This window comes from Salinibacterium sp. GXW1014 (assembly GCF_044769865.1).
In the GTDB taxonomy this organism is placed as follows: Bacteria; Actinomycetota; Actinomycetes; order Actinomycetales; family Microbacteriaceae; genus Homoserinimonas.
The window spans coordinates 105,192-121,179 of the sequence record NZ_JBIZWA010000001.1; the positions used below are offsets into that span (position 1 = coordinate 105,192).

Here is a 15,988-nt window from a genome sequence, read left to right on the forward strand (position 1 = left end):
GCGGGCGCGCTCCTTTGCGACGAATGACTGGGTTTCGGACAGATGATCGTGCCGCGGCGCAGTCATTTGTCCGAAACCCAGTCATCCGTGGATGATGTCGCGTCGGGGCCGGATGGTTCTGGTGCTGGCGGTCACGGAGTGGGCGTGGCAGCCGCATCCTCAGCCGTCGCGTCATGGTCGACGTCTGCACTGTCGGCGCCCGGGAACTCCACGAAGGACGCCATGAAGCCCGCGCACGCAGCGGCAACGACCGCGCAGAACACGCTCACCGAGAGGTAGAGGCCAGAGGGGTCACCGAAGGTGACGGCGTCAACAAGGCTGAGGATCGTGGCCAGGACAGCCACCCCGAGGCCCGCACCCAAGACCGACAGCGCGACCCGACGACCGGGACTCTGCTCGATGCGCCGGTCACCGAGCCAGACGGCGGCGAAAGCACCGAGCAGCGCCGCGACAGCAACCAGACTGCAGAGGACGATGAACAGGACGGTGATCCCGAGGAACCCGGCGGGGTTCGTGGCGAGCATCCCTCCCCCGAAACCGAAGCCCAACACCACGCCCGAGGCAAGTGCGACCTGGAACGCGCGCACGAGCATCCGCCGGTAGCGCCTGAAGACGAGCATGGCGCGAGCCTAGCGGGGACCGCCACGGGGGCGACAGGGTCGCCAGCGCTACTGTTTCCGTCTCGCGCTACAGCGATTGCTGTAGCGCGGGACGGGAACCGTAGCGGTGCGGTGTCGATGCGGCCCTGGCGGGCCTACTCAACCCACGGTGGAACAGAGGGTCAGTCGAGGGACTTGTAGGCCTCGACGAGCTCCGCGATCGGGGTGGGGGTCTTGACGCCCGTGCGACGGTCCCAGAGCTCGACCGTGCCATCCGCAGCGCCCTTGCCGACCACGACGATGATCGGCACGCCGATGAGCTCCGCGTCGCCGAACTTGACGCCAGGTGAGACCTTGAGGCGGTCGTCGAAGAGCACGTCGGCCCCCGTCGCCTCGAGGTCGGCGACGAGCTGCTCGGCGACGCCGTAGACGGTCTCGTCCTTCGTCGCCGCGACGACATGCACGTCGAAGGGGGCGACCGAGCGTGGCCAGATGAGGCCGCGGCCGTCGTTGTTGAGCTCCGCGATCGCGGCGAGGGCGCGCGTGACGCCGATGCCGTAGGAGCCCATCGTGACCGTCACGAGCTTGCCGTTCTCGTCGAGCACCTTGAGACCAAGCGCCTCCGCATACTTGCGGCCGAGCTGGAACACGTGGCCGAGCTCCATGCCGCGGGCGAGCTCGACGGGCCCCGAGCCATCCGGAGCTCCGTCACCCTCGCGCACCTCGGCGATGTCGACGATCTCGTCGGAGATGAAGTCGCGGCCAGCTGTGAGACCCAGCACGTGCTTCTCGGACTCGTTCGCGCCCGTGACCCACTGGGTGCCCTCGACAACGCGGGGGTCGAGAAGATAGCGGATGCCCGTGAACGAGGCCTCGCCCAGCACGGGTCCCTCGGCCGACCAGGGGCCGATGTAGCCGCGCACGAGGAGGGGGTTCTTGGCAAAGTCGGCGTCGGTCGCCGCCTCCACCTCGGCCGGCGCGAACGCCGCCTCGGCGCGCTTCAGGTCGACCTCGCGGTCGCCGGGGAGGCCCACGACAACGAGCTCGCGCGCACCCTCGGGCGACACGAGCGCCAGCACGACGTTCTTCAGGGTGTCGGCGGCCGTCCAGGGGCGGTCCTCGCGCGGGTGCTGCTCGTTGACGAGCGCGACCAGCGTCTCAATCGTGGGCGTGTTGGGCGAATCGAAGACGGTCGGGGTGCCGTGCTCATCGAAGGGCAGCGGCTCGGGCGGCGTCGTCGCAAAGGCCTCGACGTTGGCCGCGTAACCGCCGGCCGAACGCACGAAGGTGTCCTCACCGATGGGCGTCGGGTGAAGGAACTCCTCGCTTCGCGAGCCACCCATGGCGCCAGCATCCGCCTTCACGATGACGACCTCGAGGCCCAGGCGCGCGAAGATGCGCTCGTAGGCATCGCGCTGGGCCTGGTACGAGACATCCAGCCCCTCGTCGGTGTAGTCGAAGGAGTACGCGTCCTTCATCGAGAACTCGCGTCCGCGCAGAATGCCCGCGCGGGGGCGCGCCTCATCGCGGTACTTGTCCTGGATCTGGAAGATCGTGAGCGGCAGGTCCTTGTAACTCGAGTAGAGGTCCTTGACCGCGAGGGTGAAGACCTCCTCGTGCGTGGGCGCGAGCAGGTAGTCGGCGCCCTTGCGGTCCTTGAGACGGAAGAGGTTGTCGCCGTACTCGGTCCAGCGACCGGTCGCCTCGTAGGGCTCGCGCGGCAGGAGTGCGGGGAAGAGCACCTCCTGGGCGCCCGCCGCCTCCATCTCCTCGCGCACGACCTGCTCGACCTTGCGGCGCACCTTGAGGCCCAGCGGCAGCCAGGAGAAGACCCCCGGGGCCTGGCGTCGGATGTAGCCAGCGCGGACGAGGAGCCTGTGGCTCGTCACCTCCGCGTCGACGGGGTCCTCGCGGAGGGTGCGGACAAAGAGTTGGGAGAGGCGTGTAGACACGACTACAAACTTACCGCCGCCCTCTCACGATTCGGGACGGTGGGCCCAGCATCCTGAATTGTGAAAGCCAAGTCCTGAATTGTGAAAGCCAAGTCCTGAATTGTGAAAGCCAGATCCTGAATTGGGAACGTCAGGCGCGGTAGGAGGCGGCGAGGCGGTCGAGGCCCTCGTCGAGTGAGATGTGGGGCGTCCAGCCGAGGGCGGCGCGGGTCTCGCGCTGGTCGAACCAGTGCGCGGTCGAGAGTTGCTCGGCGAGGAAGCGCGTCATGGGCGGCTCGTCCTCCCCCGGGCGCACCCGCCACACGCCCTCGACAAGGCCGCCGGCCGCGCGGGCCAGCCTCGGCGGCACGCTCCACCGGGGAGGCTCAACGCCCGCGGCGCGGCAGATGCGGTCGAAGAGCTCCGCGATCGTGCGCGGTTCCCCGTTCGTCACGACGAAGGAGCGCCCGTGGGCCTCCTCCGCCCGCTCGAGCGCCGCCAGGAGAGCGGATGTCGCGTTGTCGCGGTAGGTCGTGTCGATGAGTGCGGCACCCGAGCCCAGCAGCGGGAGCCTGCCCTGGCGCGCCCGCTCGACGATGCGACCGATGAGTTGCTCGTCGCCCGGACCCCACACGAGGTGGGGGCGCACGACGATGACTGCGAAGCCCGGGGCATCGGCGGCGAGCGCGATCAGCTCACCCCGTGCCTTGGTGCGGGCGTAGTCGCCGTGCGCGCGCTCGGGATCGGCTGGTTCGGCACCCTCGCCCATGATGGCGTCGCCAGCGTGCGCAACCGAGGGCGAGGAGACGTGCACGAAGCGTGAGACGCCCGCGCGCCGGGCCGAGTCGAGGAGCCCGCGCGTGCCCTCGACGTTGACGGTCACGAACTCGGCGGGGTCGCCCGCCATCGAGACCTTCGCGGCGAGGTGCACGACGGCATCCATTCCCTCGGTCGCGCGGTCGCGTGACGCGGCATCCGTGACGCTGCCGAGCACGTCCTCGACACCGTCGATGCCCGGGTGTCGGCGCTGGAAGGTGCGCACGTCATGGCCCGCCGTCAGGAGCGCCTTGGCGACGTCACCGCCGAGGGCGCCGCTCGCCCCCGTGACGAGCACCCTCATGCGGGCCGTCGCATCCGCTTGCCCGCCAGAACCTCGCCCGCCCATTCGGCGAGCGCCGCGCGGTCGATCTTGGAGTTGTGGCGGATGTCGGTGGGCAGGTGCGGCACGAGCAGCACGGCCGCGAGGGGTCGCCCGACCGCCTCGCGCACCGCGCGTGTGAGGTCGGCGCTCGCGACCCGGGGGCGGTAGCATGGCGGATCGGTCTCGGCGACGACGACGAGCTGCTGGGTTCCGCGCGGTCCGACGCCGACGGCGGCGGCGCGTGAGAGCTGCTCGACGCGTTCCGCCCGCTGTTCGATGCCGACGGGCGTGACGACGCCCTCCACCGTGACGATGACGTGGGGCAGGCGCCCCTCGACCCAGAGCCGGCCCTCCGCGTCGAGGTGGCCGATATCGCCCGTGCGGTGCCAGCGGCCGGGCTCCGTGGCATCCGGCGCCTCGCTCGCCGACTGGGTGGCCCACAGCCGGTCGTAGTGGTCGCGCAGGTGCGGCGCCGAGACGACGATCTCGCCCGTCACACCCGGGACGTCGACGGGGGCGCCGGTCGCGCGGCCCTCAGCATCGAGCGGACTGATGAGCACGCGAGCGGATGCCGCGGGCACCCCGACGCACACTCCGCCCTGTTCCGCAGCATCGAGCTCGGACACCTCGCGAATGCCCTCGAGCGTGATGTCGGTGAGCAGGAGTCCCTCCGTCATGCCGTAGGGGGTGTGGATGCTCGCGGCCGGCACGAGCTGCTGCACGCGTTCCAGGAGGCTCGCGGAGAGCGGGGCGCCCGCCGAGAGGAGGGTCGTGACCCCGCCGAGTGCCTCACGGTGGCGGGACTCCAGTCGCTCGGCCGTCTGCAGCACGTTCGCGAGCGCCGCTGGCGAAGCGAAGACGATGCGCGCATCCACGGCCGCGACGGCGTCGGCGATCGCGGTCGCGGTGAGGGTCGAGGGCGCCGTGACATCCATGTCGGGCGTGACCGAGGTCGCTCCCAGGGCCGGGCCAAGCAGCGCAAAGGGGGCGAAGCCCGCGACGAGGCCCGTGCCTGGCGTCACCCGGTACTGCTCCCGCAACACCGCCGTGAGCGCCGAGAGCTGGCGGTGCGTGTAGGCGACGCCCTTGGGCGGGCCCGTCGACCCCGAGGTGAAGAGGATCGCGGCCGGGTCGTCAGGGCTGGGCGGCTCCGGCAGCTGGAGGTCGCGACGCCCCACATCCGCGAGTTCGGTGAGCGAGGCGGTGACGCCGAGTGCGCGTGCGACGGGAGCGTCGAGCCTGCGCGTCGAGAACTTCTGTCCCGGCCAGCCGAGACCACGCGCCGCGACGAGCGCCTTCTGGATGCCGATGACGTGGTCGGGCCACGAACCCCGCACCGCCCTGCTGAGTGCCGCAACCCCGAGGCCCGCGTCGGCCACGACGACGATCGCACCGATACGCAGGCACGCGTAGAGCACGGCGGTCAGGTCGGCGCCCGCGGGCACGAGCACCGAGACACGATCGCCCTTTCGCACGCCGTGCGCCAGGAGGCCGGCGGCGAGCTCGTTCACCCGGCGGGCGAGCATCCGCCAGCTGATGGCGCGCGGGGTGCGGCGGCCGCGCGGTGCCATCTCGACGAGGGCGGTGCCGTCGCTGTCGCGGAGGTAGTCGAGGCGGGACCAGAGCGGCGGATGCTCGTGCTCCGGCTCCTGCTGCTTTGGCTGCTCCTGCGGTGTCGGCGCCGGAGCCACCTTCTCCTCGAGCCAGCGCAGCACGGCCGACACATAGTCGGCGTCCTCCGCCACGAGATGGCCCGTGCCCTCGAAACGGTGCACGTCGGCGTGTGGCATCCGGTCGACGAGGTCGGCGAGGTACCGGTCGCTGAAGATCGGGTCGCGCGGGCCCCACAGCAGCAGGGCGGGAACATCGAGCGTCCGAAGCCCTTCGGCGATGCGCTCGAGCGCGGGGAAACTCGGATGATTCGCGTCGACGGGGATGTCGGCGACGAAGTCCCCGATTCCGCGGCGCCGTTCCGCACTGTCGTAGGGCGCGGCAAAGGCAGCACGGACGGGCCGCGAGAGAGGCGGACGGGCGAGGCCGAGCGCGACCTCGAGGAAGGCGGGCGCCTGCACCGTCCCGGCGTGCCGCACGGGACGCTGGAGGGCGAAGCGCAGGGGCGCCGGGATGGGGGCGTTCTCCGGCTGATGGACGGCCGTATTGAGCGACATGACGGCCGCGAGCTGCTCGGGGTGCTCGACCGCCCAGCCGAGCGACACCGTGCCGCCCCAGTCATGCCCGAGCGTGACGACGGGGCCCTCGAGGCCGAGGGCGTCGGTGAGGTCGCCAAGATCCTCGACGCGATCGGCGAGGCGTCGCACCGTGCCCGTGCGCTCGGAGAACCCCATCTCCAACTGGTCGACCGCGACGACACGCCATGGGGTGGCACCCGACTCCGCGGCATCCGTCGTCGCCGTCACCAGGTCACGCCACAGGTATGACCAGGTGGGGTTGCCGTGCACGCACAGGATCGTGCCAACGGGCATCTTGCCCAGCGCCTCAAGGTGGGCACCGTTGTCGAGCACGTGCCACGTGTGGCTGCCGCCCGTGTGCGAGGGCACCTCGACGAGCCGCGAGAAGGAGGCGCCGAGGCCCGGCAGGCCGGCGGGAGGGAGCGTCGCGGGCGACGCCACCGCTGAGCCGCTCACCAGGCGATCTCGGTCATGGCGGTGTTGAGGCCGGAACCGACCCCCATGCACAGCACACGGTCGCCACGTTTGAGCTTGGGGGCCTCCATCGCGAGCGTAATTGGCAGCGACGCCGGACCCACATTGCCGAGCGTGGGATAGGTGACGGGCACGCGGGAACGGTCGAGCCCCGCCGCCTTGATGATGCCGCCCGTGTGCACGGCCGAGACCTGATGCGTGATGTAGCGGTCCATGCGGCCCCAGTCCCAGTCGCGCTTGGCCTCGTTCCAGGCGTCCATGACGAGTTCCATTCCGCTCGCGAGCAGGCGCTTGGCATCCGTGAACATGCCCTTGACGTCGCCGACGCAGAGGTTGTGGTGCTGGGTCGCGGAACGCGTGATGCCACCCAGGATGCGGTGCCCCTCCGGGTGCAGGTCACTCGGCCCCAAGACGGCCGCAGCGGCGCCGGAGCCGAGCGTGAGACTCGCGAACTCCTCCACGAACTCGTCCTTCGTGAGCTCGGACCCCGAGAGGCGTTCGAGCGTGTTGAGGTGCAGCTCGTCGGCATCCTCCCCGTCGACGATCACGGCGTACTTGATCTGCCCCGACTCGATCAGCTGGGCCGCGAGCGTCATGCCGTTGACGAAGCCGAGGCACGCGTTCGTGATGTCGAAGTTCATGGCGGATGACGGCAGGCCGAGCCCGTGATGGATGCTGACCGCGACGGAGGGCTCGAGGTGCTTTCGCGTCACCGAGGTGTTGATCATGAGCCCCACCTCGGAGGGGTCGACCTTCGCCTCCGAGAGCGCGCGAGCCGCAGCATCCGTCGCCGCCTCGACGAAGGTCATGCTCGAATCCCACTGCCGACGCTCCATCACGCCGGCGACGCGCTGCAGGAGCCCCTTCGGGAGGCGCAGCCGGCGCAACGACGCGCTCAGGCGGTCATCGATCTCCTCGGAGGTCACGACAACGGGCGCCGTCGTCGTCGTCACCGAGAGCAGGGACGTATTCCCGTGTCGGAATGTGGCGTTGCCACCCATCGTCTGCTCTGCACTCGCGCTGGTCCTCATACGACCTGACGCTATGCCGGGACGCCTCCGAAGTAGCTGGACGTCGCCTGAATGGCGATGCCCGCTAGACGGTGACGACCTCCGGCGAGCCGAGTTCGCCGGGCATGTCCTCCGCGAGGCGCGCGGCCTCCTGGATCAGCGTCGCCACGATCTCCGACTCGGGCACGGTCTTGATGACCTCGCCCTTGACGAAGATCTGGCCCTTGCCGTTGCCGGATGCGACACCCAGGTCGGCCTCGCGAGCTTCACCCGGTCCGTTGACGACGCAGCCCATGACCGCGACGCGCAGCGGCACCGTCACGTGCTTGAGCCCCTCCGTCACCTCATCCGCGAGGGAGTAGACGTCAACCTGGGCGCGGCCGCAGCTGGGGCAGGAGACGATCTCGAGCTTGCGCTCGCGCAGGTTGAGCGACTGCAGGATCTGCAGGCCGACCTTGACCTCCTCGACGGGAGGGGCGCTGAGTGAGACACGAATCGTGTCGCCGATGCCCTCCGAGAGCAGGATGCCGAAGGCGGTCGCCGACTTGATTGTGCCCTGGAAGGCGGGACCGGCCTCCGTGACGCCGAGGTGGAGAGGCCAGTCGCCGCGCTCGGCGAGGAGCCGGTAGGCCTTGACCATGACGATCGGGTCATTGTGCTTGACCGAGATCTTGAAGTCGTGGAAGTCGTGCTCCTCGAAGAGGCTCGCCTCCCACACGGCGCTCTCCACGAGCGCCTCCGGGGTGGCCTTGCCGTACTTCTGCAGCAAGCGCGGGTCGAGCGAACCGGCGTTGACGCCGATGCGGATGCTCACGCCGGCATCCTTCGCCTCCTTGGCGATCTGCGCGACCTGGTCGTCGAACTTCTTGATGTTGCCGGGATTGACGCGCACTGCGCCCACGCCCGCCTCGATCGCGGCGTAGACGTAGCGCGGCTGGAAGTGGATGTCGGCGATGACCGGGATCTGGCTCTTCTTGGCGATGATCTTGAGCGCATCGGCGTCGTCCTGATGCGGCACAGCCACACGCACGATGTCGCAGCCGGAGGCCGTGAGCTCCGCGATCTGCTGGAGGGTCGCGTTGATGTTGGTGGTCTGCGTCGTCGTCATCGACTGCACGCTCACGGGGGCATCGCCACCCACGAGCACATTGCCCACCGAGAGCTGGCGGGTCTTGCGGCGGGGAGCGAGTACTTCGGGGATTCTCGGCATTCCGAGATTGATGGCAGCCACGATGCAAGTCTACGCGGGCTCGCCTCAGAGACCGGTGATCAGAAGAGGGTGATCGGCTTGACGATGTCGGCGTAGATGAGCAGCGCGCTCATGCCGCCGAGGAGTACGACGACCGTGAGCGTGAGCGGAATGAGCTTCGCCGTGTCGACCGGGCCCGGGTCACGGCGGCCGAAGAGCTTCGCGATGCGACGACGCAGGCCCTCCCACAGCGCGCCCAACACATGGCCGCCGTCGAGCGGCATGAGCGGCACGAGATTGAAGACGAAGAGGGCAACGTTGACGGATGCGACGAGGCCGATGAGGAAGCTCACGCGCTCGACGATGGGGATCGTGTCGACCGTCGTGATCTCGCCCGCGATACGACCAACGCCGACGACCGAGAGCGGCCCGTTGGGGTCCCGCTCCTCCGGACCGAAGGCCGCCTCCGCGACATCGACGAGCCGCTGCGGCAGGTTCAGGATGACCTGCGCCACCGCGACCGTGTTGTTCCACACCTGGGGGAACGCGGCCGTGACGGGCTGGCGCACAAGCTCGTAGGCGGCGGTGATGCCGACCATGCCGACCTCCTCCGTCAGCAGCTCGCCGTCGGCACCCTCGACGGCCATGCCATCCTCATCGAAGACGTAGCGCTCATTGAGGTACGGAGTGATCTGGAGGGTCTCCCGCTCACCGTCCCTCTCGACGACGAGCTCGAGCGTCTCGCCCGGCGATTCGCGGAAGATCGCGCTCCCCTCCTCCCAGGAGGTCACGGGGGTGCCCCCGACGCTCAGCATCCGGTCGCCGGGGAGCACGCCCGCCTCGGCCGCTGGGGCCGTCGGCGCATCGGGATCGCACTCGTCCAGGGCTGAGCCGGCGGGAACCATGCACTCCGCGACCGAACCGATTGTCGTGCTGGGCTGCTGCACGCCGAAAGCCGACAGCACGACCATGAAGAGCACGAGGGCGATCAGGAGGTTCATGAAGGGCCCGCCCAGCATGATGATGATGCGCTTCCAGACGGGCAGGCGATAGAAGGCGCGGGCATCCTCTCCCGGCGCGATCGTCTCGGCACTCGCGACGCGCGCGTCCTGCACGAGGGTCTGGAAGAAGCCAGTGCTCGCCTCGCGCGCACGACCGCCCTTTGCCGCGGGCGGGTACATGCCCGACATCGAGATGTAGCCGCCGAGCGGGATCGCCTTGATGCCGTATTCGGTCTCGCCGCGGCGCCGGGACCACAGGGTCGGGCCGAAGCCGATCATGTACTGGCCGACGCGCACACCGAAGAGCTTGGCCGGCACCAGGTGCCCCACCTCGTGCAGCGCGATCGACAGCGCCAGGCCGACGACGATGACGATGACGCCCACGATGTAGAGCAAGACGGATTCCACTGTCCGAGGATACCCGCCCCTCTGCCCGCCCGAGCTGTGCCCCTGTGGGCCGTCGCGCGACGGGGTTAGCATGACCCAGAGAGCCAGCATGAGGAGTTGAGACGTGACGACGCTGCGAGCCGACGAGCACCTTCTCGGCGGCCGATACCGCCTCTCCCAAGAGCTGGGCCGGGGCGGGATGTCGACCGTGCACCGTGCCACGGATGAGGCGCTGGGGCGAGAAGTCGCCGTGAAGGTGCTCGCGAACGGCCTCACCGATGCGGAGGGTCTCGCGCGCCACCGCGAGGAGGTGCAACTGCTCGCGAGCCTCAGCCACCCGGGCCTCGTCACCCTGTTCGACGCCGCGACCGACGAGGAGGCCGACTGCGCCTTCCTCGTCATGGAACTGATCGACGGCCAAGACCTGCGCACTCGGCTCATGGAGGGCCCCCTGCCGCCGACCGAGGTCGCCGTGATCGGCCGGCACCTCGCGGAGGCACTCACCTACACGCACTCCCGCGCGGTTGTGCACCGCGACGTTAAGCCGGGCAACATCCTGCTCCCGCGGCGCGACGGCGAGGTGACCGGCGCGCCCGCCAAACTCGCCGACTTCGGCATCGCCCGCATCGTCGACGGGGCCCGGCTCACGGCGACCGGCACCGTGCTCGGCAGCGCCGGGTACTTCTCGCCCGAGCAGGCACTCGGCGCGCCCCTCACGGGCGCAAGCGACTTCTACTCGCTCGGGCTCGTGTTACTCGAAGCGCTCACGGGCGAGCGCGCGTTCCCCGGATCCGCCGCAGAGTCCATGGCCGCCCGGATCCATCGGGATCCCCATATGCCGGCGGGACTCGACGCCGAATGGACCGAGGTGCTGAGCCTCATGACGGCGCGTGATCCGGAGCAACGACTCAGTGGGCTCGATGCGGCGGAGCGGCTCTCACAGCTTGCGTCACGCCCGTTGGCGGAGGCGACCCAGCCCCTGCACCCCGCGGCATCCGTCGATCCGACCCTGCCATTCCCTGTCGCCGAGACGACGACGCAGGATGTCGGCGATGCAACCAAGCCCGAGCACGCCGGCGATTCGACGAAGCCCGAGCACGCCGGCGAGAAGCCGGAGGCGAGGGATGCAACGCGCCCGAGCCAGCGTCGCCGGATGCTGCTGTGGGTCGCCATCGTCGCCGCCCTCATCATCGTGGTGACGGTGGTTGCCGTCGCCCTCCAGTCGAGAACCGCAGACCCGATCTCTCCCTCCTACCCCGCTGTGGAGGGCGAACTCGGCGAGAGCCTTGAGCAACTGCAGAGGAGCGTCGAGCCGTGACTCGCATGCGCACCATCGTCGCCGCAACGGCACTCTGCCTCGCAGCGAGCCTTGGACTCTCCGGCTGCGCCACGGAGGGCGACTACTCCCACGCGGCGGCGGAGCGCCTCCAGGAGCGGGTACTGGGCGCCACCGCGGCCGCGGCATCCGCCGACTACGCGACCGTGCTCGGCGCGCTCGACGCACTCGAGGTCGACCTCGGCGACGCCCTCGCGCGAGGGCACGTCACGCAGGCGCGCCACGACGCCATCGCGGCGGCCATCGCGCACGTGCGCAAAGAGGTGGACGCGATCATCGCGGCGCAGCAACCCGAACCCGAGCCTCAGCCTGAACCGCAGCCGGGAAGTGGCGAGGACGAGCCGAAGGGCCCCGGGAAGGAGAAACCCGATAAGCCCGGGAAGCCCGAGGAACCGGGCGGTAAGGGGCCCGGGAACAAGGGCGGCCCAGGCAACAACGGCAAGGGGAATGGCTGAGCCTGAAGCTGTTGAGGGCCGGGGCTCTCAGCGCCGCGCTATGAGGCGGTCGGCACTCTCGCGGGCGGCACGCTCCGCCTCGAGCACGCCCTCGAGCGACATCTCCCGCGGCTCGTGCTCGTCGACCACGCGCTCGACGACGTCGAGGATGTCGAGATAGCCGATCGCTCCCGCGTGGAAGGCCTGCACGGCCTGCTCGTTCGCCGCGTTGAACACGGCGGGATAGGTGCTGCCCGCGCGACCGACGCGCTTCGCCAGCTCGACGGCCGGGAAGGCGACCGAGTCGAGCGGCTCGAAGGTCCACTGCTGCGCCGTCGTCCAGTCGAGCGGCACGCCGACACCCGGCACGCGGTGCGGCCAGTCGAGGCCGAGCGAGATCGGCAGCCTCATGTCGGGCGGCGAGGCCTGGGCGATCGTTGAGCCGTCGACGAACTCGACCATGGAGTGCACGATCGACTGCGGATGCACCGTCACTTCGATGTCATCGAAGGGCACATCGAACAGCAGGTGCGCCTCGATCACCTCGAGCCCCTTGTTCACGAGAGTCGAGGAGTTCGTCGTGACGACGAGGCCCATGTCCCAGGTCGGATGCGCGAGCGCCTCGGCCGGAGTCACTGACGTCAGCTCCTCGCGGGTGCGGCCGCGGAACGGTCCGCCGGATGCCGTCAAGACGAGGCGCCGCACCTCGGCGCGGGTTCCCGAGGCGAGGGCCTGGGCGATCGCGGAGTGCTCGGAGTCGACCGGCACGATCTGGCCCGGTGCCGCGGCATCCGTCACCAGCGACCCACCAACGATGAGGCTCTCCTTGTTCGCGAGGGCGAGCGAGGCGCCCGAGCGCAGGGCCGCCAGCGTGGGGCCGAGGCCGACCGAGCCCGTGATGCCGTTGAGCACGACGTCAGCCTGCACCGATTCCACGAGCCGCACCGAGTCGTCAGCGCCCAGCGCCGTCTGCGACACGCCGAAGCGTCGCGCCTGCTCGGCGAGCGCCTCGGCATTGCTGCCTGCCGTCAGGCCGACGACCTCGAAACGCTCGCGATTCGCCGCGATGACGTCGAGTGCCTGCACACCGATCGAGCCGGTCGAACCGAGGATGATGACACGACGCACTATGGCCCTCCCGGACTGGTCAGTAGACGGATGCTAGGTGGTCGCGAGCACGTCGACGACCCACACGAGGGTGTCGGTGCCCGTGACCGACGATGCCACATCGCCGCCGGGACCATAGCCGAGCGAGGGAGGGACGACGATGACGACGCGGGAGCCGACCGACGCGCCGATGAGTCCCTGCTCGACACCTGGCAGCAACTCCGACAGGGCGATGCGCTCAGGGCGCAGGGCACTCCAGTTCTCCTCGACCGTCAGGCCGTTGCGCCAGAGCACGGAGCGGTAGCGGATCGTGACATCCGCGCCCGCCCTCACGACGGGGCCGTCGCCCAGCAGCGCCGGAACCGAGACGAGTTCGGTCGGCGCGGGCACGTCGGGCACCGTCACGACGGGCACGCCGAGCGAATCGTCGACCGTGGGAAGGGCGGGATCGATCTCCTGGGGTTCCCCGTCGGCGACCTCGGCCGCCACCGAGACGATATCGAAGACGTAGACGAGCGGGTCGTCGGCACCGAGGCCGGGCACGAGCCGCTGCCCCACGGCATCCTCCGGATGCACGACGGCAGCAACACGCGAGCCCGCCGTCGAACACAGCAGGGCGCGCCGCACACCGGGCGTGGCGGAGCTCAGGTCGAGGGGAATCACGGTGTGACCCACCCCCGCGGCGCCGTATCCCGAGGCCTCGACGGGCTCGCCCGTCGCGCCATTGAAGGCGACGAATTCGACCGTGACGAGGGAACCAGGCACCGCGACGCGGCCATCACCCTCGACGAGCACGAGTCGCTCGGTCGTCAGGGGGCGCAGTGGGGTGTCGAAGGAGACCTCGGGGCGCAAGAAGAGTTCGCCCTCCGCCGACACCCCGAGCGAGGCGTTCTCCGGCGCGCAGCCGGGGGCGTTCTCGTCAGGCTCGGGAGGGGTCTGGCAGCCAGCGAGCAGGATGGCAGTGGCCGAGAGGGTCGCCACGAGGGCGAGCCGCCGCGCCGCCCTCACGAACCCACCACGACAGTGCTCGGCTCGTGCCCGACGGGAAAGTTGACCGACGAGGCGATGAAGCATTTGCGTGCTGCCTCCGCGTGTGCCGCGTTCGCCGCCGCCACCATGTCGGCACTCGCGACCGTCACCACCGGCCTCAGGGTGGCCGAGATGAAGGAGCCGCCGCCGTCATCCGTCTGCCGCATCATGCCCACGGCCGCATCCGTGTATGCCGTCACGATGACTCCCGCCGCAGAGGCCACGTGCAGGTAGCTCAGCATGTGGCACTGGCTGAGTGCCGCGAGCAGCATCTCCTCGGGGTTCCAACGGTCCGCGTCGCCGTGGAAGGTGCGGTCAGAGGAGCCCTCGATGTCATGCTTGCCCGCCGCGCCCACGACATGGTCACGACCGTACGCGCGGTAGTGGCTCGTGCCGGAGCCCCGATTCCCGGTCCACTCGACGGTGACGGCGTAGCGGTGTTCGAGGTTCACACGAACAGCCTACGACGCTGGCGGCGGGCCGGTAGCGACGCGCTACCTTCCGTAACGCTGCCGCAGGTCGGCCTTGCGGATCTTGCCGCTCGCGGTGCGTGGGAACTCCTCGACGAAGACCACGTTCTTCGGCACCTTGTAGCGCGCAACCCGCCCCTGCAGGTAGTCACGCACGGCCTCCTCGCCCAGCTCACGGCCCGACCGCAGGCTCACGATCGCCCACGGCACCTCGCCCCACTTGTCGTCGGGCACGCCGATGACCGCGACGTCGGCGACGGCATCCAGCTCGCGGATGGCCTGCTCCACCTGCGCCGGATAGATGTTCTCGCCGCCGGAGATGATCATGTCCTTGAGCCGGTCGGAGATCGTGAGGAAGCCATCACCGTCGCGGTAGCCGATGTCACCCGTGCGGAACCAGGTGCCGTCGGCATAGGCCTCGGCCGTGGCATCCGGCCTGTTCCAGTACTCGCGGATGACATTGGGGCCCGACACCTGGATCTCGCCCGGCTCCTCTCCCGCGACCTCGGCGCCGTTCTCGTCGATGATGCGGATGTCGGTGAAGAAGTGCGGAAGGCCCGCGCTGCCCGCCTTCGCCCGGCTGCGTGCCGCGGGGATGCTCGTGACCCCGGGGGCCGTCTCGGTCATGCCGTAGCCGCCCGAGAAGGCGAGGCCGCGTTCCTCGTAGGCGTCGATCACGCGGAGGGAGACGGCTGAGCCGCCGCAGGTGAGCTGCCGCAGGGACGAGAGATCGGTGGATTCCCAGTCGGGGTGCTCGCACAGCAGCTGGTAGGTCGTGGGCACGCCGCTCATGCTCGTGACGCGGTGCTTCTCGATCGCCGCGAGCACCCGGCTCGGGTCGAACCTCGGCTCGAGGACCAGGGTGCCGCCCTTCAGGAGGGTCGGCAGCAGGCCCATGCCGAGCGAGGCGACGTGGAACAGCGGGGAGATCATGAGCGCGACCTCGTCGCTGCGGTAGTCGTAGTCGACGAGCACGTTGAGTGCGTTCCACGTGAGGTTGCCGTGCGTGAGGAGCGCGCCCTTCGGGTTGCCCGTCGTGCCGGAGGTGTAGAGGATGATCGCTGCGTCATCGAGCGAGACGGGAACGTCGATGCGCTCGGGTGTTGCAGCGTCGATGAGCGACTCGAACTCCTCGACGACGACGCGCGCGGATTCTCCTGTGGCGTCGCCCGTCGCGTCATCGAGCGTCGGCAGCGACGCGGTGATGGGGGTGCCGAGGCCGTTGTCGTTGACCGTGATGCGGTGGGTCACGGGTGAGGCTGCGACGCCCCGCGCCGCGACCGCGTCGAGAGTCTCCGGGTGAACGAGGATCGTGCTGCCGGAGTCATTCAGGCCGAAACGCAGCTCGGGGGCCGCGAGTCGTGCATTGAGCGGCACGAAGACGGCGCCCAGGAGGGTCGTCGCGAAGAGGGTCTCGATGAAGGCAATGTGGTTCTCACCGAAATAGGCCACCCGGTCACCACGATTGACGCCGCGGTCGCGCAGAGCGACTGCAAGCCGCTCGACCCGCGCAATCAACTCAAGGTAGGTCGTGCTGTGACCGGCGAAGACGATCGCCGGCTTCTCTCCGGACTTGTTCCTCCGCCGTTCCAACCACGAGCCGATCCCCTGATTCAGCATTGAATCCCACCCTTCGGGCATGGCGTATTCGCGCCCCACACGCTAACGCCCCGACCGCCATGGTCGGGATT

The 15,988-nt window shown here is 69.6% G+C and carries 13 protein-coding genes; 2 read left to right on the forward strand and 11 right to left on the reverse strand.

The genetic code is table 11. From position 1 onward, the window contains the following. Nucleotides 1–131: 131 nt before the first annotated feature. The 7 genes from ACIQK7_RS00525 to ACIQK7_RS00555 all read right to left on the reverse strand — a co-directional run bounded on the left by ACIQK7_RS00525 (nucleotide 132) and on the right by ACIQK7_RS00555 (nucleotide 9,942). Entirely contained in the window at nucleotides 132–620 is a 489-nt protein-coding gene (locus ACIQK7_RS00525) for a hypothetical protein (RefSeq protein ID WP_403020132.1), read from the reverse strand. Nucleotides 621–781: 161 nt separating this feature from the next. Continuing rightward, the gene (locus tag ACIQK7_RS00530; protein WP_403020134.1) at nucleotides 782–2,551 is read right to left on the reverse strand and encodes a proline--tRNA ligase; all 1,770 of its coding nucleotides are present in this window, start codon (nucleotides 2,549–2,551) and stop codon (nucleotides 782–784) included. A 130-nt stretch (nucleotides 2,552–2,681) separates the two neighbouring features. After that, on the reverse strand, nucleotides 2,682–3,650 hold the full coding sequence (locus ACIQK7_RS00535) for an NAD-dependent epimerase/dehydratase family protein (protein WP_403020136.1): 969 nt from the start codon (nucleotides 3,648–3,650) through the stop codon (nucleotides 2,682–2,684). After that, nucleotides 3,647–6,316, reverse strand: a complete 2,670-nt coding sequence (locus ACIQK7_RS00540; protein WP_403020139.1) for an alpha/beta fold hydrolase — start codon at nucleotides 6,314–6,316, stop codon at nucleotides 3,647–3,649. The genes ACIQK7_RS00535 and ACIQK7_RS00540 overlap by 4 nt, the downstream gene beginning before the upstream one ends. Continuing rightward, nucleotides 6,313–7,335 carry a 3-oxoacyl-ACP synthase III gene (locus ACIQK7_RS00545; protein WP_403023894.1) on the reverse strand — a complete coding sequence of 341 codons (1,023 nt, stop codon included), beginning with the start codon at nucleotides 7,333–7,335 and terminating at the stop codon, nucleotides 6,313–6,315. Before ACIQK7_RS00545 ends, ACIQK7_RS00540 begins: the two co-directional genes overlap by 4 nt. Nucleotides 7,336–7,429: 94 nt before the next feature. Further along, a complete protein-coding gene (ispG, locus tag ACIQK7_RS00550; protein ID WP_403020140.1) occupies nucleotides 7,430–8,575 on the reverse strand; it encodes a flavodoxin-dependent (E)-4-hydroxy-3-methylbut-2-enyl-diphosphate synthase in 1,146 nt (381 codons plus the stop codon). A gap of 38 nt (nucleotides 8,576–8,613) precedes the next feature. After that, the gene (locus tag ACIQK7_RS00555) at nucleotides 8,614–9,942 is read right to left on the reverse strand and encodes a M50 family metallopeptidase (protein WP_403020143.1); all 1,329 of its coding nucleotides are present in this window, start codon (nucleotides 9,940–9,942) and stop codon (nucleotides 8,614–8,616) included. Between the two features lie 103 nt (nucleotides 9,943–10,045). Between ACIQK7_RS00555 and ACIQK7_RS00560 the strand changes: the two genes are divergently transcribed. Together ACIQK7_RS00560 and ACIQK7_RS00565 are read left to right on the forward strand one after the other, a co-directional pair. After that, on the forward strand, nucleotides 10,046–11,239 hold the full coding sequence (locus ACIQK7_RS00560; protein WP_403020145.1) for a serine/threonine-protein kinase: 1,194 nt from the start codon (nucleotides 10,046–10,048) through the stop codon (nucleotides 11,237–11,239). After that, on the forward strand, nucleotides 11,236–11,712 hold the full coding sequence (locus ACIQK7_RS00565; RefSeq protein WP_403020148.1) for a hypothetical protein: 477 nt from the start codon (nucleotides 11,236–11,238) through the stop codon (nucleotides 11,710–11,712). Before ACIQK7_RS00560 ends, ACIQK7_RS00565 begins: the two co-directional genes overlap by 4 nt. Nucleotides 11,713–11,739: 27 nt before the next feature. Here ACIQK7_RS00565 and dxr read toward each other — a convergent pair whose 3' ends face one another. Genes dxr through ACIQK7_RS00585 form a run of 4 tightly spaced genes read right to left on the reverse strand, consistent with a single transcriptional unit; the run spans nucleotide 11,740 to nucleotide 15,917 of the window. Further along, complete coding sequence (gene dxr, locus ACIQK7_RS00570; RefSeq protein WP_403020150.1) at nucleotides 11,740–12,819, reverse strand: 1-deoxy-D-xylulose-5-phosphate reductoisomerase; 1,080 nt, start codon at nucleotides 12,817–12,819, stop codon at nucleotides 11,740–11,742. Nucleotides 12,820–12,852: 33 nt separating this feature from the next. Next, complete coding sequence (locus ACIQK7_RS00575; RefSeq protein ID WP_403020153.1) at nucleotides 12,853–13,806, reverse strand: FKBP-type peptidyl-prolyl cis-trans isomerase; 954 nt, start codon at nucleotides 13,804–13,806, stop codon at nucleotides 12,853–12,855. Further along, nucleotides 13,803–14,279 carry an OsmC family protein gene (locus ACIQK7_RS00580; protein ID WP_403020154.1) on the reverse strand — a complete coding sequence of 159 codons (477 nt, stop codon included), beginning with the start codon at nucleotides 14,277–14,279 and terminating at the stop codon, nucleotides 13,803–13,805. The genes ACIQK7_RS00575 and ACIQK7_RS00580 overlap by 4 nt, the downstream gene beginning before the upstream one ends. Nucleotides 14,280–14,321: 42 nt before the next feature. Continuing rightward, a complete protein-coding gene (locus tag ACIQK7_RS00585) occupies nucleotides 14,322–15,917 on the reverse strand; it encodes a long-chain fatty acid--CoA ligase (RefSeq protein WP_403020157.1) in 1,596 nt (531 codons plus the stop codon). Nucleotides 15,918–15,988 lie beyond the last annotated feature (71 nt).

Bases quoted from the DNA above. Each gene is read 5' to 3' on its own strand.
- ACIQK7_RS00525 (WP_403020132.1), bottom strand. From the start codon at position 620: ATGCTCGTCTTCAGGCGCTACCGGCGGATGCTCGTGCGCGCGTTCCAG.
- ACIQK7_RS00535 (WP_403020136.1), bottom strand. From the start codon at position 3,650: ATGAGGGTGCTCGTCACGGGGGCGAGCGGCGCCCTCGGCGGTGACGTC.
- ACIQK7_RS00545 (WP_403023894.1), bottom strand. From the start codon at position 7,335: ATGGGTGGCAACGCCACATTCCGACACGGGAATACGTCCCTGCTCTCG.
- ACIQK7_RS00585 (WP_403020157.1), bottom strand. From the start codon at position 15,917: ATGCTGAATCAGGGGATCGGCTCGTGGTTGGAACGGCGGAGGAACAAG.